Raw genomic sequence first — 16,284 nt, forward strand, 5'->3', positions numbered from 1 at the left:
CACGCCCCAAGCCTTACACGCTGCATCGCACCACGCCCTGTTCCGTCGCCACCTGCGCCAGCCGCCAGTCCAGCGGCCCGGCCGGCACCTCCGCCATCTCCTGCGCGGCAAAGGCGCAGCCGACGGCCTCAGCCCTGGGTAGCAGGGGCAGCGTCCGATCGTAATAGCCGCCGCCATAGCCCAGGCGCCGCCCTGCCCTGTCGAAGGCGAGGAGCGGCACCAGCAGCCAGTCGGGCGAGACGACTTCGCCCTCTGCCGGCTGCCGGGTGCCCATCGGTCCATGGGCCAGCGGCGCGCCGAAGCGCCAGCGGCGGAAGATCAGCGGCTGCCCGCGCCGCGGCGTCACCGGCAGGGCGAGCGCATGGCCACGCGCCTCGAGCGCCTGCAGCAACGGACGGATATCGATCTCCTGCCCCATCGGCCAGAAACCGGCGACGATGGCGCCGGGCGGCGGCGGCGCCTCCGCCAGCAAATGTTCGGCCAGCCGGGTACCGAGCGCGGGGTCGCAGCCCTCGCGCCGCGCGAGGGCTGCACGGCGCGTCTCGGCCTTCAGGCCGGCGAGCAGTTCCTCGCAGAACGCTGCATTGTCTGAGTGCGGAGCCACCATGGCCGTTGGCGTCTCATCCTCCCAAGGCCTGCGTGAGCAGGTGGGCACCGGTTACCCGGACCAAGATCCGGACAGAGCCAGCTCCCGGAGGATGCTTATTGGCCCTGGGGATGAATTACCTGACGCACCGGGTAGCCCCGCCCGATCCATATAGGTGCCGCGGGGGCCGATATCTAGGTGGCGCGGTCGAGCGTCTGCGCCAGGCCCTCGATCCGCTCGGCGATGCGCGCCAGGCGCTCGGCGAGCTGCGGGTCGGCGCCGGCGGGCTGGCCGCTGCGCAGCCGGTCGATCTCGGCGCGCATGTCGCCGCCCTCATCGGCCAGCAGCAGCGCGACATGCAGCAGCATCCGCGCCTCGGAGAATTGCCCGCCCATGCCGCGGATCAGGCGGACCTTGTCCTCGATCTGCTGGGCAAGGGCGGCGACATGCTGCTCCTCGCCATCCTTGCAACCGATGGTGTGGCTATAGCCATTGACCCGGACGGTGACCTGCCCCACGCGCAATCCCCTCAGTTCGGCTCGCCAGGCGGCTCGGGCCGCAGCTCCTCGGCAAGCGCGCCGCGCAGCCGGGCGATGGTCGCATCCAGCCGCTCGGCCATGGCGGCGACCTCGGCGCGCGGCACCATATCGGCATCGCCGCGTGGGCGGGTGAGGATGCCGGCCAGGCGCTCAACCGCTGCCTCCAGCCGTGCCGCCGCCGCCCCGACCGGATCCCTCGCGCTGTCGCTCATGCTGCTCCCACGGGCCGCCAGAATGGGCCGGATTGCGCGCTGGACGCACCGGACCCGGCATGCTGGAAGCCTTCGCATGGGCGCCGGAGCGGGTCAACGGCAAGAGGCCAGGGGGCGGGAAGGCAATGCCGGCCTGCCGCCGGCGGTGGTGGTCCACGCGCTGGCGGAGGCCATGGCGGCACTCGCCCTGGCCGGGCCAGGGGGCGTGCTGCTGCTCTCGGCGCCAGGGGCCGCGGGCAGCCTGGGCGCCGCGGCCTTCCAGGCCATGGTCGCGGCGGCGACGGAGGCGGCGCCCGGGGTGCCGTGCCGTGCCGCGCTCGATTGCGGCGATGCCCCGGGCCAGGCGCTGGCGGCGTTGCGGGCCGGACTCCGGCTGCTAGTGCTTGACCCTGGCTGCCCCGCCTTCCCGGCCGTGAGGGCGGCCGCCGCGGAATGCGGGGCGGAGCTCTGGCCGGAGCGCCCGCCGGCATTCGATTGCGGCCCGGTCGACCTCACAAAGCGCAGCGGCCGGAACAAGCTCGCGCTATGGCTGCGTGGCCCTGGGTGACAGAGGCGCAACCTCGCGCTACAGGACGCCGCCCGCCACGATACCGGCTGAAAAGGGACCTCCGATGAAGCTTTCCCGCAAGGTCAAGGACATCCTCTCCTGGTACGAGAGCGACAATCCCGGCACCAAGGCGAACCTCGCCCGCATCCTGATGGAGGGTAAGCTCGGCGGCACGGGCCGCATGGTGATCCTGCCGGTCGACCAGGGTTTCGAGCATGGTCCGGCCCGGTCCTTCGCGCCGAACCCCGCCGCCTACGACCCCCGCTACCACTTCGAGCTGGCGGTCGAGGCGGGGCTCAACGCCTATGCCGCGCCGCTCGGCATGATCGAGGCCGGCGCCTCGACCTATGCCGGCGCCATCCCGACCATCCTGAAGGTCAACAGCTCCAACAGCCTCTCCACCACCAAGGACCAGGCCGTCACCGGCAGCGTCTCCGACGCGCTGCGCCTCGGCTGCTCGGCCATCGGCTTCACCATCTATCCGGGCTCCGAGTACCAGTTCGAGATGATGGAGGAGCTGCGCGAGATGGCGGAGGAGGCGAAGGCCGCCGGCCTCGCCGTCGTCGTGTGGAGCTACCCGCGCGGCCCGATGCTCGACAAGGTCGGCGAGACCGCGCTCGACATCTGCGCCTATGCCGCGCACATGGCGGCGCTGATGGGCGCGCACATCATCAAGGTGAAGCCGCCGACCGACGCGATCTTCCTCGATGCCGCGAAGAAGACCTACGAGAAGTCGCCGGTGCCGAACCTCGCCGAGCTGTCGGGCCGCATCACCCATGTGGTGCAGGCCTGCTTCGGCGGGCGCCGGCTGGTGGTCTTCTCCGGCGGCGAGTCCGGCACGGTCGACAGCATGATGGCCATGGCGCGCGGCATCCATGCCGGCGGCGGCAACGGCTCCATCATCGGGCGGAACACCTTCCAGCGGCCGAAGGCGGAGGCGCTGCAGCTGCTCTCCGACATCATCGGCATCTACAAGGGCCCTGCCGCCTGAGCGAGGCAGGCTGCCGCCTCTACCTGATCACCCCGCCGGCTTTCGAGCCGGCGGGGTTTTCGGCCTTGCTGGCCGAGGCGCTGGATGCCGGCGACGTGGCGGCGCTGCAGATCCGGCTGAAGGACGCCGATGACGATGCGGTGCGCCGCGCCACCGAGGCGCTGCTGCCCATCGCGCAGGCCCGCGAGGTCGCGGTGCTGATGAATGACCGCGCCGACCTCGCGGTCGAGCTCGGCTGCGACGGCGCCCATCTCGGCCAGGAGGATGGCGACCACGCCGCCGCGCGGCGCCTGCTCGGGCCGGACCGGACGCTCGGCATCACCTGCCATGGCAGCCGGCACCTGGCGATGGAGGCGGGCGAGACGGGGGCGGATTACGTCGCCTTCGGCGCCTTCTTCCCGACCACCACCAAGGAGGCCAGGCACCGGGCGGAGCCCGAGCTGCTGGAGTGGTGGTCGGAATTCTTCGAACTGCCCTCGGTCGCGATCGGCGGCATCACCGCGGCGAATTGTGCCCCGCTGGTGCAGGCCGGCGCGGATTTCCTCGCCGTGGTGGGCGCGGTCTGGAACCACCCCGACGGCCCGGCGGCCGGCGTCCGGGCAATGAACCGGGCAATCGCCGAAGCAGCGGGATGAGGCGCCCAGCCCTGGTGCCGGAGCTGATGGTGACCGGGATCAGCCGGTCCCTCGCCATCTGGTGCGGGCCCTGCGGCTTCTCGGTCGTCTATGACCGGCCGGAGGATGGCTTCGCCTGCATCGAGCGCGATGGCTCCCGCATCATGCTCGACGAGTTGCCGAAGGACCGGCCGCATCGTTGGGAAGTGGCGCCGGCCGAGCCGCCCTTCGGCCGCCATGTGAATTTCGAGATCGCGGTCGAGGCGGTGGAGCCGATCCTCGCGGCGCTGGCCGAGATCGGCTGGCCGCTCGTCATGGCGCCCGAGATAAGGCGCTACCGCGTCGGCGCCGGCGGCGTGACGGTACGGCAATTCCTGGTGCAGGATCCCGATGGTTACCTGCTCCGCTTCTCGGAGGCACAGGATGAGGCTTGAATTCGCCACCGCCGATGTCTTCACCGAAGCGCGCTTCGGCGGCAACCCGCTTGCCGTCGTCTTCGACGCCGCCGCGCTCGACACGGCCGCGATGCAGCGCGTCGCGCGGGAGTTCAACCTCTCCGAGACCGTCTTCGTGCTCGCAGCGGAGGGCGACGGGGCCCGCATCCGCATCTTCACCCCGGGCTCGGAACTGCCCTTCGCCGGCCATCCCAATGTCGGCACGGCGGTGCTGCTGGCGCAGCGCCTCAGCATCGTGGGCGACCGGCTGATGCTCGACCAGGAGGCGGGCCGGGTGACCGCCCGGCTGACGCGGGACGCGGCGGGCCTGGCCATCGGCGCGGAGATCGAGGCGCCGCGGCCCTTCGCCGAGGCGGCGCCCTTCACCGCCGGGGCGGCGGCGGCCTGTGCGGGCCTTCCCGCCTCGGCCATCGTCACCAGGGCACATGCGCCGCTGATCGGCGGCTGCGGCAACCACATCGCCTTCGCCGAGGTCGAGGATATCGCGGCCCTGGCCGAGGCGAGCCCGGATGCGGCTGCCTTCCGCGCCCATCTGCCGGTCAGCGCCGCGACCGGCCTCTTCCTGCACGCGCCGCTGCCCGACGGACGGCGGCGCGCCCGCATGTTCGGGCCGCTGGAGGGCATCCCGGAGGATCCGGCGACCGGCAGCGCCAATGTCGCGCTCGCGGCCCTGTTGCTGCGGGCCGCGGACGGCGACCGCCTTGCCCTCGAGGTGGAGCAGGGCATCGAGATGGGCCGGCCGAGCCGCCTCGCGCTGCGCGCCTGGCGGGATGCCGGGGGTGGGCTGCGCGCCGCGGTCGGCGGCGGGGTGGTGCCGGTCTCGCAGGGCAGCATCCTCGTCTGATGGACGAGCTCGGCTTCCACCGCACGCTGCACCGGCCAGGGACGCTGCTGGATGTCGGGGCGCATGACGGCGCCTTCACCCTGCCCTTCGCCGCCCTGCCCAACTCGCGCGTCCTGGCCTTCGAGCCGCTGCCGGCGAGCTTCGCCCGGTTGCAGGCGGCCATCGGTGCCCTGCCGCATGTCACCTTGCGGCAGGAGGCGCTGGGCGATGCCACCGGCGAGGCGGTGCTGCGCCTGCCGGTGGTGGACGGCGTGCCGAACGAGCAATGGGCGAGCACGGCCAAGTCCTATGCCGGGCACGGGCCGCGCGTCGGCGAGCGGCGCGTCGTCGTGCCCATGCGGCGGCTCGACGAATTCGGCCTCACCGACCTGACGGCCGTGAAGCTCGATGCCGAGGGGGCCGAATATGAGGTGCTGCGCGGCGCGGCGGAGACGCTGCGCCGCTGCCGCCCCGTGCTCTCGATCGAGATTGAGGAGCGGCACCGGCCGGGCAGCACCTGGGCGGTACCGGCATTCCTCGACGCGCTCGGCTATGACGGCTTCTGGGAGCACTGGGGCGATTGGCGGCCAATGGCCGATTTCGACCGCGCCACGATGCAGGTGGCGAGCCCGGACCCCAGCGTCTTCGCCGCCTCCGACCCCTATGTCTTCGTTTTCTACTTCCTGCCGCGGGAACGGGCACCGGCGATGCTGGATCGGTTGCGGAAGACCGAGGCGGCACGCTGAACCGCACCCCCTTCCCGGCCGTTGCCTCTGGCGAGACGGCAGGAGGGACGCATGGCCAATGCAGCAGACCTCGCCCATGGCGAGATTCCGGACCACACCCCGGTCATCGGCAGCGACGGGCGCAACATCGGCATGGTGGACGGCATCGCGGGCGAATACATCAAGCTGATGAAGGACGAGGCAGGCCAGCATCGCTTCCTCCCGCGCAAGCTCGTCACGAGCCTGGAGGGCGGGCTGGTGCGGGTATCGCTGCCGGCGGCGCAGGCGGCTGATGCCATGGTGGACGAGGCAGAGCTGGCGCGGCGGATGGCGCTCGACCCTGACGCCGGCGCCCCCTTCGGCCGGCCGGACGATAGCGGGCCGCATGGCAGCCGGGCACAGGCGCATGGGCCGAAGGGCAGCCCGGACCACCTGAAGAGCGGGCAGCGACCGGCCGCCGATGGCGGCATCAACACGCACAGGAAGTGAATCGGTGACCCTTCCTTCCTGCCCGCCTGCTGCCGCGCGAGCTGCGGCTCGGCCGGTGGCCGGAACCGGGCGGAGGAGATGCCGGCCTTGCCGCTGGCGCTGGCCGCCAGGACAGGATGGGATAGCTACACCGCCCCAAGCTCGGCCAGGAGGAATGGGCGGAAAACCGCACCTTCTGCGCCTATTGCCGGATGGCGAGGCTGGCCTCGCTGGCGAGCTTTGCCCTCGCCCTGCCGGAGGCGGTCAGGGCAGCGCGGGCAGCCACAGGACGTCGCTGATCCGTCGCGCGCCGCTCGCCAGCATCGCCAGGCGGTCGAAGCCGAGGGCGATGCCGCTGCCGGCCGGCATGCCATACTCCAGCGCGGCGAGGAAATCCTCGTCGATGTCCCAGGCCTCGCCGGGGTGCTGGGCACGGCGGGCCTCGGTATCGGCGATGAAGCGGGCGCGCTGCTCTACCGGGTCGGTCAGTTCGTCGAAGGCATTGGCGAGTTCGATGCCGGCGGCGAAAAGCTCGAAGCGCAGCGCGGCCCGCGGGTCGGCCGGATCGCGCCGGGCGAGTGCGGCCTGGGGCGCCGGCCAATGGGTGAGGAAGGTGGCGCGGTCGCGGCCGAGGCGGGGCTCAACCCGCTCGAGCAGCAGGCGGAAGAACAGGTCCTCCCACCCCTCCCCCTCCCGCGGCGGGGTGCCGATGGCGGCGGCGGCGGCGCCGAGGGCCTCGGCATCGCCGCCGGTTGCCAGGATATCGAGGCCACCGCACCAGCGGTCGAAGGCCTCCGCCATGGAGAGGCGTTCGAAGGGCAGCGTCAGGTCGGTCTCGACCCCCTCATGGCAGACCCGGGGCGGGCAGACGGCACGGAGGAAGTCCTCCGCCTGGTCCATCAACCCGGCCAGCCCGAGGCCGGGCGCGTACCATTCGAGCATGGTGAATTCGGGGGCGTGCCGCGGGCTTGCCTCGCCATTGCGCCAGACCCGGGCGAGTTCAAAGACAGGCCCGGCCCCGGCGACCAGCAGGCGCTTCAGGGCCAGTTCCGGCGAGGTGCGAAGCCAGAGCGTCCGCCGCTCACCGACACCGAGATGGGGAACGTACTCGCTCCGGAAGGCCTGGAGATGGACCTCCATCCCCGGTACCGGAACAAGGCAGGAGGTTTCCACCTCGGTGAAGCCGCGCTCCACGAAGAAACCGCGGGTGGCCGCGGTCAGGGTGGCGCGGCGTCGGAGGAAGGGCAGCCGGTTGGCAAGGCTCTCCGGGTGCCATGAGGGCAAGGGGGGCATTGCCGCCGAGCATGCCAGGGATTAGCTCCGGCCGCATCATGTCCGCCCGTACCCTCCGCAGCGCCGCCGATCTCGCCGAAGCCGGCCTCCTGCCCAATGCGGCGGTGCCGGCCGTGGAGCGTGTCGGCGCGCGCTACAGCATCGCCGTCACCCCTGCCGTCGCCGGGCTGGTTGACCGGGCGGACCCGGCCGACCCGATCGCCCGGCAGTACATCCCCGATGCAGCGGAGCTGCTGACCGCACCGCATGAGCTGGCGGACCCGACGGCGGACGAACCCTTCACCCCGGTCAAGGGCGTGGTGCATCGCTACCCGGACCGGGCGCTGCTGAAGCCGCTGCTGGCCTGCCCGGTCTATTGCCGCTTCTGCTTCCGGCGCGAGGCTGTCGGCGCCGATGGCGGCGTGCTGGGCGAGGCGGAGCTGGAGGCGGCGCTCGCCTGGTTCGCGCGGATGCCGGCCGTGCGGGAGGCGATCCTCACCGGCGGCGACCCGCTGATGCTCTCGCCGCGGCGGCTGGGCAGCATCCTCGGGCGGCTCTCCGCCATGCCGCATATCGAGCTGCTGCGCGTCCATAGCCGGGTGCCGGTTGCGGCGCCGGACCTTGTCACTCCGGCCCTGGCGGAGGCGCTCGGGGCGTTGGAGAGGCCGATCTATCTCTGCGTCCATGCCAATCATGCGCGGGAATTCTCGCCGGCGGCGATGGAGGCGCTTGGCCGCCTGCAGCGGGCGGGGGTGGTGCTGCTGGGCCAGAGCGTGCTGCTGCGCGGGGTGAATGACAGCGCGGAGGCGCTGGAGGGCCTGTTCCGCGCCATGCTGCGGGCGCGGATCAAGCCCTATTACCTGCACCAGCTGGACCCTGCCCCCGGCACCGCCCGCTTCGCCGTGCCGGTCGAGGAGGGCCGCGCCCTGTTGCGGGCGCTGCGCGGGCGGGTGAGCGGCCTCGCCTGGCCGACCTATGTGCAGGAGCGGCCAGGCGGGGCCGGCAAGGTGCCGCTCGGCCCGGCCTATGAGGAAGCCTGATCGCGGCGGACCGGTACGCCCTCCGCCTGATGCGTGACGGCCGGCGGGGCGGAGCCGTCCTGCTCCAGCAGGGCGGATCGGGGGGAGTTGCCAAGCATCGGCTCGGCCGGCGGCACCAGCCAGCCAGCGGCATAGGGTCCGCGCACCGCGACCAGGGCCAGGATCGCCAGCAGGAAGAGCAGGCCGAAGGGGAAGCCGTTGCCGATGGTCAGCAGCATGTTGATCACGCCGGCGCCGAGCAGGACGACCAGCAGCACGGCATTCTGCTGCGCCTCGGTCAGGCCGTCATACCAGAGATTCCAGCGGTAGAGGCTATCGGCACCCTCGATCCGCATCCGGGCGCGGCCGGGCTGCTCGGGATCCGCCTGGACCCAGCCCAGCGCCCGCGGCAGGCGGATCGCCGTCAGCGCGGCGATGGCCAGGATGACCAGGAGACCGAAGGGGAAGCCAATGCTGACCGTCAGCCACATGTTGATGGCCCCGATCAGCACCACCGCGCCGGCGACGACGTTGAACCGCAGGTCTTCCGGTGCCTGGTCATACAGGCGGTTCCAGTGCTGCACGCGTTCGGCATAGGTCATGGCGTTCTCCCTCGTCGGATGGGTCCTCAGTGATCTCTCCAGTATTCGATGCGGCGCGGGCCGGGCCCGGCCGGGCAGGCTATCCCTTACGCAGGCGGCATAAGGCCTGAGCCACCCGAAATGGTATCACATGGCCTCGACCGGTGGCGCCGGGAGGCGCCGGGCGACGAGGTTGCCAGGACCGGCCTTCCCGATTAAACCCCGGCCAGCACCGTGCTGCCCCGGCGCCCGGCCCCGCCGGAGCGCCGCTGCTCATTCCGCCCTTTCAGACGTCAGGTCCCGCCCCATGGCAAAGATGCAAGCCAACCAGATGCGTGCCGGCATGGTCATCGAGTTCGAAGGCCAGCGCTACACCATCCTCAAGCAGAACATCATGATCCCGGGCAAGGGCAACGCGATCATCCAGGTCGACATGCGCAACATCAAGACCGGCGCGAAGAAGGACCAGCGCTGGCGCACCGCCGACACCGTCGAGCGGCTGATGACCGAGGACAAGGAGTTCACCTACTCCTACGCCGAGGGCGACACGCTGATCCTGATGGATCCCGAGACCTATGAGCAGACCACGGTGTCGAAGGACATCCTCGGCGACCGGCTGCCCTTCCTGGTCGAGAACATGACCGTCGGCGTCCGCCTCATCGAGGGCGAGCCGGTGGCGATGACCCTGCCGCCGCAGGTGACGCTCGAGGTGGTCGAGGCTGATCCGGTGGTGAAGGGGCAGACCGCCGCCTCCTCCTACAAGCCGGCCATGCTGTCGAACGGCGTGAAGACCATGGTGCCGCCCTTCGTCACCACCGGCGAGAAGATCGTCGTGAGCACCGAAGACGCGTCCTACGTGGAACGCGCCAAGGGCTAAGGGAAGGACAGGATCTTGGCTTCACCCTCCGCCCGTCTCTCGCCCGCACTCAATGTCGTCGTCTCGGCGGTGCAGAAGGCCGGGCGGCGGCTGCTGCGCGACTTCGCCGAGGTCGAGCAGTTGCAGGTCTCCTCGAAGGGGCCGGGTGATTTCGTCTCCCAGGCCGATCTCCGGGCCGAGGAGCAGCTCCGCCAGGATCTCGGCCGCGCCCGACCGAATTTCGCCTTCCTGATGGAGGAAAGCGGCACGCATGGCGCCGAGGATTGGGAATGGCGCTGGGTGGTTGATCCGCTCGACGGCACCAGCAACTTCCTCCATGGCATCCCGCATTGGGCGATCAGCGTCGGGATCGAGAAGCGGCTGGAGAACGGGCGGAGCGAGGTCGTCGCCGGCGTCATCTACAACCCGGCCGCCAATGAGATATTCTGGGCGGAAAAGGGCGTTGGCGCCTTCCTCAACGACAGGCGGCTGCGCGTCTCCGGCCGCAAGGACATGCGGGAGGCGCTGTTCGCCACCGGCATCCCCTTCGCCGCGGCGCCGCGACGGGCCGAATTCAGCCATACCCTGGCGCGGCTGATGCCGCAGGTGGCGGGCATCCGGCGCTTCGGCGCGGCGGCGCTCGACCTCGCCTGGGTGGCCGCGGGCCGCTATGACGGGTACTGGGAGCTGAACCTCAAGAAGTGGGACATGGCGGCCGGCCTGGTGATGGTGCGCGAGGCGGGCGGCTTCGTCACCGACCCCCAGGGCGGCGATCCCTATGCCGAGGGCAATGTCGTGGCCGGTAACCAAGCGCTGCAGGGCAAGCTGCGCGAGGTGGTGGCCGAGGGTGTGGCTGCGGCCGAGGCCGGGCGCAACCGCCAGACCTCCTGACGCGGCCGCCATGGACCTCGCTGCCGGCCCTGGCCTAGTTTGGTAATGTGACGCGCCCCGCACCTATCCTCTGGCTGTTGGCCGGCCTCGCACTGGCATTTCCGGCCGGGGCGGAGGAGCCGTTGCCGCCCTCGCCGGCCGAGGCGCCGCCGCAGCCTGCCGACCTCTCCGTCGTGCCCAGCCCGGCGCCCGCTGCCGGGCCGGCTGGCCCGACCTTGCAAGGCCTGCCCGCCGGGCTAGAGGCGCTGCCGGCAGGCGGCGCGAGGCTGCGCTTCCAGCCAGGGGTCGAGGTGCTGCCGCAAGGATTGGACAGCGGGCTTGCCGAATTGGGCCGCCGTATCGCGGCAGGCCCGCCAGGCCGGATCGCCGTGACCGCCCAGGCTTCGGGTCCGGCCTCCGATGTCTCCGCGGCGCGGCGGGTGAGCCTCGCCCGGGCGCTGGCCGTGAAGCAGGCCCTGGCCGCGGGTGGCCTTCCACCGACCCGGATCGATATCCGTCCCATGGGCCGCACCGCCGAGGCGCTCGATGCGGTCGATGTCCAACCGCCCGAGCCGAAAGCGGCGCGATGAGGATTGGCCGATGACCCCCCCGCTCCGCTTCCTCTGGCGCATGGTCGGCTTCCTCGCGGTCGTGCTGACGGTGGGGCTGCTGCTGGCGCCCCAGCTGGCCGGCGCCTTCGCGGCGAATCCGCTGCTGAACGGACTGATCCTCGGCGTGCTGCTGATCGGCATCGTCTGGAACCTGCGTCAGGTGCTGACCCTGAAGCCGGAGGTCGCCTGGATCGAGCATTTCCGTGCCCCGCGCATGGGGGCCCCGGCGCAGCCGGCGCCGAAGCTCCTCGGGCCGATGGCCAGCATGTTCTCCGCCCGCCGTTCCGACCGCCTCTCCCTCTCGGCGCCGGCGATGCGGAGCGTGCTCGACGGCATCGCCTCCCGCCTCGACGAATCACGCGAGCTCTCGCGCTACATGACCGGGCTGCTGATCTTCCTCGGCCTGCTCGGCACCTTCTGGGGCCTGCTGCTCACCATCGGCTCGGTCTCCGACGTGATCGGCGGCATGTCGGTCGGTTCCGGCGACCTGAACCAGCTCTTCAACCAGCTGAAGACCGGCCTCGCCCAGCCGTTGCAGGGCATGGGGACGGCCTTCTCCTCCTCGATGCTGGGCCTCGCCGGCGCGCTGGTACTCGGCTTCCTCGACCTCACGGCGGGGCAGGCGCAAAACCGCTTCTATAACGAGCTGGAGGAATGGCTGGCCGGCATCACCCGCCTCTCCTCCGGCGTGCTCGGCGATGCGGGCGGCGAGGCCATGGGCAGCGTCCCCGCCTATGTGCAGGCGCTGCTGGAGCAGACGGCGGAGAATCTCGAAGGGCTGCAACGCATCCTCGCCCGCGGCGAGGAGGGCCGGGCGCAGACCGGCCAGGCGATGCTGACCCTGACGGAGCGGCTGACCGCGCTGACCGACCAGATGCGCGCCAGCCAGTCCCTCATGCTCCGTGTCGCCGAGCAGCAGGCCCAGCTTGCCCCGGTGCTGGCACGCCTCGCCGATGCGCAGGGCAACCCGCAGGTGGACGAGGTGCTGCGCGGCCACCTTCGCAGCGCGGATCTTCATCTGGCGCGGTTGGTGGAGGAGGTGACCCAGGGCCGCCAGCAATCCACCAACGAGATCCGCAGCGAGATCAAGCTGGTGGCGCGGACGATCGCGGCTCTGGCCGAGGAATCGCCGCGTTGACGGTATCGGCTTAGGCGATGGGTCCCTCGGGCCGAGGGCGCCGGGCGCGCGGGGGCGGCGGGCTGGATGCCTGGCCGGGCTATGTGGACGCGCTGTCCACCCTGCTCATGGTCATCATCTTCGTGCTGCTCGTCTTCGTGCTGGCGCAGGGCTTCCTCTCCGTCGCCCTTTCCTCGCGTGACCGGGCGCTCGACCGGCTGAACCGGCAGGTGGCCGAGTTGGCCGAGCTGCTCTCCCTCGAGCGCGGCCAGACCGGCGAATTGCGCAACGCCCTCAGCCGCACCGCCGAGGAGCTGCGCGGCGCCGCAGCCGCCCGCGACGCGCTGCAGGCCCAGCTGCGGGAGTTGCGGGAAGAGCGCGACCGGTTCTCGGCCGAACGTGACGCGGTGCGCGGTGAGCGCGACCAGCTCACCGCCCGGCTCACCGACCTGGAGCTGACCGGACGCGGCGCGCCGGAGCGCATCGCATCCCTGGAGCGGCAGCTCGCCGAGGCCTTGCAACGCGCGGAGACGACCGGCGGCGATGCCGCCCAGACGCTGGCCCGGCTGACCGAGACGACGCGCAACCTGGCCGCGGAGCGCACTGCCCGCCAGCAGCAGGAGGCACGCGCCGCGGATCTCGACAGGCAGCTTGGCGAGACACGCGGTGCCGTCGAAACGGCACGGCAGGAGCTGGCCGGGTTGCGGCGTCAGTTGCAGGAGGCAGCGGCGCAACTCGCCCAGACCCAACAGCAGCTCGCCGCGATGCGGCAGGAGATGGCGGTACTGGACCGTCAGGTCCAGGCCGATCGGGCGACGATCGAGGCACGGCTCTCCGATGCGGCTCGGCTGTCAGAGCAGGTGCGGGCGCTCACCGCGCTGCGCGACCAGCTGGAGCGGCAAGCGGCGGAAGCAGCCCGGCGCGCAGGCGACGAGGCACAGCGGCGCAATGCCGCCGAGGCCGCAGCCGGCACCGAGGCGGAGCGCCGCCAGGCCGCGGAGCGGGCCGCCGCCACCGAGCAGGAGCGCCGCCGGGCGGCTGAAGCCCTCGCCGCTGAAGAGGCGCAGCGGCGACAGGCGGCCGAGCGCGCTGCCGGGGAACAGGGCCGGCTGGCCGAGAGTGCGCGGGCCCAGGTCGCCCTGCTTGGCCGCCAGATCGAGGAATTGCGCAACCAGCTCGCTCGGGTGGCCGCCGCGCTCGATGCGGCCGAGACCTCCGGCCGCGACAAGGACGTCCAGATCAGCGCCCTTGGCTCGCGGCTGAACGCAGCCCTCGCCGCACGGGTGGAGGAGCTGCAGCGCTACCGCAGCGACTTCTTCGGCCGGCTGCGGGATGTGCTGGGCGACCGGCCCGACATGCGAATCGTGGGTGACCGCTTTGTCTTCCAGTCGGAGGTGCTGTTCCCGCCGGGCAGCGCCGACCTCTCGGAGCGTGGCCAGCAGCAGATCAGGGCCATCGCCCGGGTGCTGCAGGACCTTGCGGCCCGGATCCCACCGGATGTGAATTGGCTGCTGCGGGTCGATGGTCATGCCGACCGCACGCCGATCCGCAGCCCGCGATATGCCAGTAATTGGGAATTGTCGGCGGCGCGCGCGATCGCCGTCTCGCAGCTGCTGATGGCCGAGGGGCTGTCGCCGAACCGTGTGGCCGCGACAGCCTTCGGCGACAACCAGCCACTCGATCCGGGTGAGTCGCCCGAGGCGCTGGCGCGCAACCGGCGGATCGAGCTTCGGCTCACCGACCGGTAGCGGATGGCCGGTGCCCGCCCTACCCCGCCGGGTTCGCCAGCGGGTCGAGCTTGTAGCCGCCGGCCTCGGTCATCAGCAGGCGGGTATGCGAGGGGTCAGGCTCGATCTTCTGCCGCAGGCGGTAGATATGCGTCTCGAGCGTGTGCGTCGTGACGGCGCTGTTGTAGCCCCAGACCTCGTTCAGCAGGATCTGGCGCGGCACCGGCTTGCCACCGGCACGGTAAAGGAATTTCAGGATCGCGCTCTCCTTGTCGGTCAGGCGGATCTTCCGGTTGCGCGCCGGCTCCAGCAGCAGCTTGGCGCTGGGGCGGAACATATAGGGCCCAATGGAGAAGACGGCGTCTTCCGAGTTGTCGAATACGCGCAGTTGGGCGCGGACGCGGGCCAGCAGCTCCGACATGCGGAAGGGTTTGGCGATGTAGTCATTGGCCCCCGAATCGAGGCCGCGAATGATGTCCGCCTCGGCATCCGCACCGGTCAGCATGATAATGGGCATTTGCCGGCCTTCCCGGCGGAGCCGGGCGCAGAACTCCCGGCCATCGGCATCGGGCAGGCCGATATCGAGCAGGATAGCATCATAGCGTGCATTGGCATCGGCAAGCTTGGCCTCCGCCTCGCCGGCGCTCTCCGCCTCATCGGCGGTGAAATCACCATCGAGGGCAATCTGCTCGACCAGGGTGGCACGCAGATTTGCGTCGTCCTCGACAATCAGGATGGGGCGGGGCGTCGCCATTGGACCTCCGGAGAAAATAAAGCGGTTACATCTCTGTGCAGGGCGCGCCAGTCACCCGAGCCGACGGAATGAAACCACAGAGTGAAAAAGCGCACCTCATGGATACGCCTGATTGGCTACACATTATTGCGATATGAGTTCGACCGCCCTGGTTTCAGCCATGGGCGTGATGTTCGTGCTGGAAGACTGTGCCGTAATAGATTGAACGCGCGACGGATAACGCAAGTGCGAGCGAAGGATCCCCTCCGTTAGAGGAGCGTCCCCTCGAATGGGGGTTGAAGGTCCGGCGCCTCGAACTCAACAACCCATAAATCGGGGTCGCGTTTCACCTGCCGTGCCACATAGGCATCGGCCGCCGCGTCATCGACCGGCGCCGGGCCGGTGCCGCGCAACCAAGCCGGGCGTCCCTCGGCATCCCGCACCTGGCTGAGGACGACCAGACCCGCCCGCCCTCGGAGGATGCAGAGGATGCCGCCCGAATCAGGGTCCCCCTTGCGCAGCACGGCTCCGCTGCGGCCGCCGATATCGGCGAGCCGCAACGCCATCGAAACCCAAATGCCGGCCTTCACGCGCGCTTCCATGAGCGCATAGGCCCGAACTCGGGCGCCTCCGGCAAGCCCCCGCTTGCCGAGCGGCGCCGCCTCCGCCACATCTCGCCCTATCGGCTCGGTGTGGGATCAGGACCGTGGACCAGCAGAAGATGACGGAAGGCCAGCGCGCCTATGAGGCGAAGCGGGCAGCGAAGGCAGGGATGAGTCTCGAGAAATGGCTCGCCTTGAAGGCCAAGGAGGCTGAGGCGGAGCGGGCCGTCGCCGCGAAAGCGGCCGAGACGGCGTCGCCGGTGAAGAAGCAGGGCTTCTTCGGCCGGCTGCTGGAACGGGCGCAGAAGCCGCTCTAGGCTCAGACCATCCGCAGCAATATTCCGTCGCGGCGGATGGCCTGGTGGAAGACCACCCCGCCGATATGGAGGACCAGCAGCACAAGGATGGCGTAGCCGCCCACCGTATGGGCGGTCTGCACCGCCCCGGCCAGTGCCTCGTTCGTCTCCATGAATTTCGGCAGGTCGATGAGGCCGAGATAGGCGGTGTCGCCCCGCAGCGGGAAACCCCAGGCATTGGTGGCGATGAAGCCGAGGACCGGCTGCAGGATCAGCAGGGCATAGAGGGCATGATGCACCCCGGCCGCGGTCCTCCGCAGCGGCATCGGCACCTGGTCGGGCAGCGGCGGAGGCGGGTTGCGCAGCCGCCAGCCCAGCCGGGCCAGGGCGACGAGGAGGATGGTCAGCCCGGCCGATTCATGCACCGCATAGAACGGCATCTTGGCGTCATCCTTGATGTACTCGATGACGAAGCCGACCGGCCAGGCTAGGCCGAGCAGCGCCACGGTGACCCAGTGAAACCACTTCGCGCCGGTGCTGTAGCCTTGCATCACCCGACCTCCCCTACCCTGGTCGCCGCCCATGCCGATTGGAGCATGGACCCGCGCAAGCGTTGGATATCGGTCGCGGAGCGGAAAGG

At 70.8% G+C, this 16,284-nt stretch carries 22 protein-coding genes and 1 other RNA gene; 14 read left to right on the forward strand and 9 right to left on the reverse strand.

From position 1 onward, the window contains the following. Positions 1-13: 13 nt before the first annotated feature. The 4 genes from BLR02_RS17745 to BLR02_RS17760 all read right to left on the reverse strand — a co-directional run bounded on the left by BLR02_RS17745 (position 14) and on the right by BLR02_RS17760 (position 1,337). Positions 14-607 (reverse strand): 5-formyltetrahydrofolate cyclo-ligase, encoded by a 594-nt coding sequence (locus tag BLR02_RS17745; protein WP_090664131.1) that lies wholly within the window; start codon positions 605-607, stop codon positions 14-16. Next, positions 594-748: non-coding RNA, 6S RNA (gene ssrS / locus BLR02_RS17750), on the reverse strand. Before ssrS ends, BLR02_RS17745 begins: the two co-directional genes overlap by 14 nt. Positions 749-780: 32 nt before the next feature. After that, positions 781-1,104, reverse strand: coding sequence for a cell division protein ZapA (locus BLR02_RS17755; RefSeq protein ID WP_090565213.1), 324 nt, complete (start codon positions 1,102-1,104; stop codon positions 781-783). 11 nt (positions 1,105-1,115) lie between these two features. Further along, positions 1,116-1,337 carry a hypothetical protein gene (locus BLR02_RS17760; protein ID WP_090565211.1) on the reverse strand — a complete coding sequence of 74 codons (222 nt, stop codon included), beginning with the start codon at positions 1,335-1,337 and terminating at the stop codon, positions 1,116-1,118. A 76-nt stretch (positions 1,338-1,413) separates the two neighbouring features. Between BLR02_RS17760 and BLR02_RS17765 the strand changes: the two genes are divergently transcribed. The 7 genes from BLR02_RS17765 to BLR02_RS17795 all read left to right on the forward strand — a co-directional run bounded on the left by BLR02_RS17765 (position 1,414) and on the right by BLR02_RS17795 (position 5,981). Then, positions 1,414-1,884 (forward strand): hypothetical protein, encoded by a 471-nt coding sequence (locus BLR02_RS17765; protein ID WP_090664132.1) that lies wholly within the window; start codon positions 1,414-1,416, stop codon positions 1,882-1,884. Positions 1,885-1,948: 64 nt separating this feature from the next. Then, a complete protein-coding gene (locus tag BLR02_RS17770; protein ID WP_090565207.1) occupies positions 1,949-2,875 on the forward strand; it encodes a class I fructose-bisphosphate aldolase in 927 nt (308 codons plus the stop codon). Next, the gene (thiE, locus tag BLR02_RS17775; protein WP_090664163.1) at positions 2,872-3,510 is read left to right on the forward strand and encodes a thiamine phosphate synthase; all 639 of its coding nucleotides are present in this window, start codon (positions 2,872-2,874) and stop codon (positions 3,508-3,510) included. Before BLR02_RS17770 ends, thiE begins: the two co-directional genes overlap by 4 nt. Beyond that, positions 3,507-3,923, forward strand: coding sequence for a bleomycin resistance protein (locus BLR02_RS17780; RefSeq protein WP_090664164.1), 417 nt, complete (start codon positions 3,507-3,509; stop codon positions 3,921-3,923). The genes thiE and BLR02_RS17780 overlap by 4 nt, the downstream gene beginning before the upstream one ends. Then, complete coding sequence (locus tag BLR02_RS17785; RefSeq protein ID WP_176849652.1) at positions 3,913-4,788, forward strand: PhzF family phenazine biosynthesis protein; 876 nt, start codon at positions 3,913-3,915, stop codon at positions 4,786-4,788. Before BLR02_RS17780 ends, BLR02_RS17785 begins: the two co-directional genes overlap by 11 nt. After that, a complete protein-coding gene (locus BLR02_RS17790; protein ID WP_090664134.1) occupies positions 4,788-5,513 on the forward strand; it encodes an FkbM family methyltransferase in 726 nt (241 codons plus the stop codon). The genes BLR02_RS17785 and BLR02_RS17790 overlap by 1 nt, the downstream gene beginning before the upstream one ends. A 51-nt stretch (positions 5,514-5,564) precedes the next feature. Next, positions 5,565-5,981 (forward strand): DUF2171 domain-containing protein, encoded by a 417-nt coding sequence (locus BLR02_RS17795; RefSeq protein ID WP_090565201.1) that lies wholly within the window; start codon positions 5,565-5,567, stop codon positions 5,979-5,981. Positions 5,982-6,224: 243 nt separating this feature from the next. Here the strand turns inward: BLR02_RS17795 and epmA are convergent, their stop codons facing one another. Continuing rightward, positions 6,225-7,253 (reverse strand): EF-P lysine aminoacylase EpmA, encoded by a 1,029-nt coding sequence (gene epmA, locus BLR02_RS17800; RefSeq protein ID WP_090565198.1) that lies wholly within the window; start codon positions 7,251-7,253, stop codon positions 6,225-6,227. A gap of 38 nt (positions 7,254-7,291) precedes the next feature. Between epmA and BLR02_RS17805 the strand changes: the two genes are divergently transcribed. After that, positions 7,292-8,272, forward strand: coding sequence for a lysine-2,3-aminomutase-like protein (locus BLR02_RS17805; RefSeq protein ID WP_090664135.1), 981 nt, complete (start codon positions 7,292-7,294; stop codon positions 8,270-8,272). On the opposite strand, the gene BLR02_RS17810 is transcribed toward BLR02_RS17805, so the two are convergent. After that, on the reverse strand, positions 8,257-8,853 hold the full coding sequence (locus tag BLR02_RS17810) for a hypothetical protein (RefSeq protein WP_090664136.1): 597 nt from the start codon (positions 8,851-8,853) through the stop codon (positions 8,257-8,259). The genes BLR02_RS17805 and BLR02_RS17810 overlap by 16 nt on opposite strands. 286 nt (positions 8,854-9,139) lie before the next feature. On the opposite strand from BLR02_RS17810, the gene efp reads away from it, so the two are divergent. From efp to BLR02_RS17835, 5 genes are read left to right on the forward strand one after another with little or no spacing between them, the layout of a single operon-like run. Then, the gene (gene efp, locus BLR02_RS17815) at positions 9,140-9,709 is read left to right on the forward strand and encodes an elongation factor P (protein WP_043340827.1); all 570 of its coding nucleotides are present in this window, start codon (positions 9,140-9,142) and stop codon (positions 9,707-9,709) included. Positions 9,710-9,724: 15 nt separating this feature from the next. After that, on the forward strand, positions 9,725-10,579 hold the full coding sequence (locus tag BLR02_RS17820; RefSeq protein ID WP_090565192.1) for an inositol monophosphatase family protein: 855 nt from the start codon (positions 9,725-9,727) through the stop codon (positions 10,577-10,579). Positions 10,580-10,626: 47 nt separating this feature from the next. Beyond that, a complete protein-coding gene (locus BLR02_RS17825) occupies positions 10,627-11,148 on the forward strand; it encodes an OmpA family protein (RefSeq protein ID WP_218127985.1) in 522 nt (173 codons plus the stop codon). 10 nt (positions 11,149-11,158) lie between these two features. After that, a complete protein-coding gene (locus BLR02_RS17830) occupies positions 11,159-12,307 on the forward strand; it encodes a flagellar motor protein MotA (protein ID WP_090565187.1) in 1,149 nt (382 codons plus the stop codon). 17 nt (positions 12,308-12,324) lie between these two features. Beyond that, positions 12,325-14,034 carry a peptidoglycan -binding protein gene (locus tag BLR02_RS17835; RefSeq protein WP_090664137.1) on the forward strand — a complete coding sequence of 570 codons (1,710 nt, stop codon included), beginning with the start codon at positions 12,325-12,327 and terminating at the stop codon, positions 14,032-14,034. A 19-nt stretch (positions 14,035-14,053) separates the two neighbouring features. Here the strand turns inward: BLR02_RS17835 and BLR02_RS17840 are convergent, their stop codons facing one another. Further along, positions 14,054-14,767 carry a response regulator transcription factor gene (locus BLR02_RS17840; protein ID WP_090565185.1) on the reverse strand — a complete coding sequence of 238 codons (714 nt, stop codon included), beginning with the start codon at positions 14,765-14,767 and terminating at the stop codon, positions 14,054-14,056. Positions 14,768-15,015: 248 nt separating this feature from the next. Further along, positions 15,016-15,348, reverse strand: coding sequence for a DUF1491 family protein (locus BLR02_RS17845; RefSeq protein ID WP_090664138.1), 333 nt, complete (start codon positions 15,346-15,348; stop codon positions 15,016-15,018). A gap of 104 nt (positions 15,349-15,452) precedes the next feature. Between BLR02_RS17845 and BLR02_RS17850 the strand changes: the two genes are divergently transcribed. Next, positions 15,453-15,665, forward strand: coding sequence for a hypothetical protein (locus tag BLR02_RS17850; RefSeq protein WP_342670584.1), 213 nt, complete (start codon positions 15,453-15,455; stop codon positions 15,663-15,665). Positions 15,666-15,667: 2 nt separating this feature from the next. Here BLR02_RS17850 and BLR02_RS17855 read toward each other — a convergent pair whose 3' ends face one another. Then, positions 15,668-16,195 (reverse strand): cytochrome b, encoded by a 528-nt coding sequence (locus BLR02_RS17855; RefSeq protein WP_176849654.1) that lies wholly within the window; start codon positions 16,193-16,195, stop codon positions 15,668-15,670. Between the last annotated feature and the right edge of the window lie 89 nt (positions 16,196-16,284).

The sequence above is a fragment of the Belnapia rosea genome (genome assembly GCF_900101615.1).
In the GTDB taxonomy this organism is placed as follows: Bacteria; Pseudomonadota; Alphaproteobacteria; order Acetobacterales; family Acetobacteraceae; genus Belnapia; species Belnapia rosea.

Coding starts and splice junctions, on each gene's coding strand:
- BLR02_RS17830 (WP_090565187.1), top strand. CDS start 11,159: ATGACCCCCCCGCTCCGCTTCCTCTGGCGCATGGTCGGCTTCCTCGCG.
- BLR02_RS17845 (WP_090664138.1), bottom strand. CDS start 15,348: ATGGAAGCGCGCGTGAAGGCCGGCATTTGGGTTTCGATGGCGTTGCGG.
- BLR02_RS17785 (WP_176849652.1), top strand. CDS start 3,913: ATGAGGCTTGAATTCGCCACCGCCGATGTCTTCACCGAAGCGCGCTTC.
- epmA (WP_090565198.1), bottom strand. CDS start 7,253: ATGCCCCCCTTGCCCTCATGGCACCCGGAGAGCCTTGCCAACCGGCTG.
- BLR02_RS17765 (WP_090664132.1), top strand. CDS start 1,414: ATGGGCGCCGGAGCGGGTCAACGGCAAGAGGCCAGGGGGCGGGAAGGC.
- BLR02_RS17795 (WP_090565201.1), top strand. CDS start 5,565: ATGGCCAATGCAGCAGACCTCGCCCATGGCGAGATTCCGGACCACACC.
- BLR02_RS17780 (WP_090664164.1), top strand. CDS start 3,507: ATGAGGCGCCCAGCCCTGGTGCCGGAGCTGATGGTGACCGGGATCAGC.
- BLR02_RS17805 (WP_090664135.1), top strand. CDS start 7,292: ATGTCCGCCCGTACCCTCCGCAGCGCCGCCGATCTCGCCGAAGCCGGC.
- efp (WP_043340827.1), top strand. CDS start 9,140: ATGGCAAAGATGCAAGCCAACCAGATGCGTGCCGGCATGGTCATCGAG.
- BLR02_RS17770 (WP_090565207.1), top strand. CDS start 1,949: ATGAAGCTTTCCCGCAAGGTCAAGGACATCCTCTCCTGGTACGAGAGC.
- BLR02_RS17840 (WP_090565185.1), bottom strand. CDS start 14,767: ATGGCGACGCCCCGCCCCATCCTGATTGTCGAGGACGACGCAAATCTG.
- BLR02_RS17745 (WP_090664131.1), bottom strand. CDS start 607: ATGGTGGCTCCGCACTCAGACAATGCAGCGTTCTGCGAGGAACTGCTC.
- BLR02_RS17855 (WP_176849654.1), bottom strand. CDS start 16,195: ATGCAAGGCTACAGCACCGGCGCGAAGTGGTTTCACTGGGTCACCGTG.
- BLR02_RS17790 (WP_090664134.1), top strand. CDS start 4,788: ATGGACGAGCTCGGCTTCCACCGCACGCTGCACCGGCCAGGGACGCTG.
- BLR02_RS17835 (WP_090664137.1), top strand. CDS start 12,325: ATGGGTCCCTCGGGCCGAGGGCGCCGGGCGCGCGGGGGCGGCGGGCTG.
- BLR02_RS17810 (WP_090664136.1), bottom strand. CDS start 8,853: ATGACCTATGCCGAACGCGTGCAGCACTGGAACCGCCTGTATGACCAG.
- BLR02_RS17760 (WP_090565211.1), bottom strand. CDS start 1,337: ATGAGCGACAGCGCGAGGGATCCGGTCGGGGCGGCGGCGGCACGGCTG.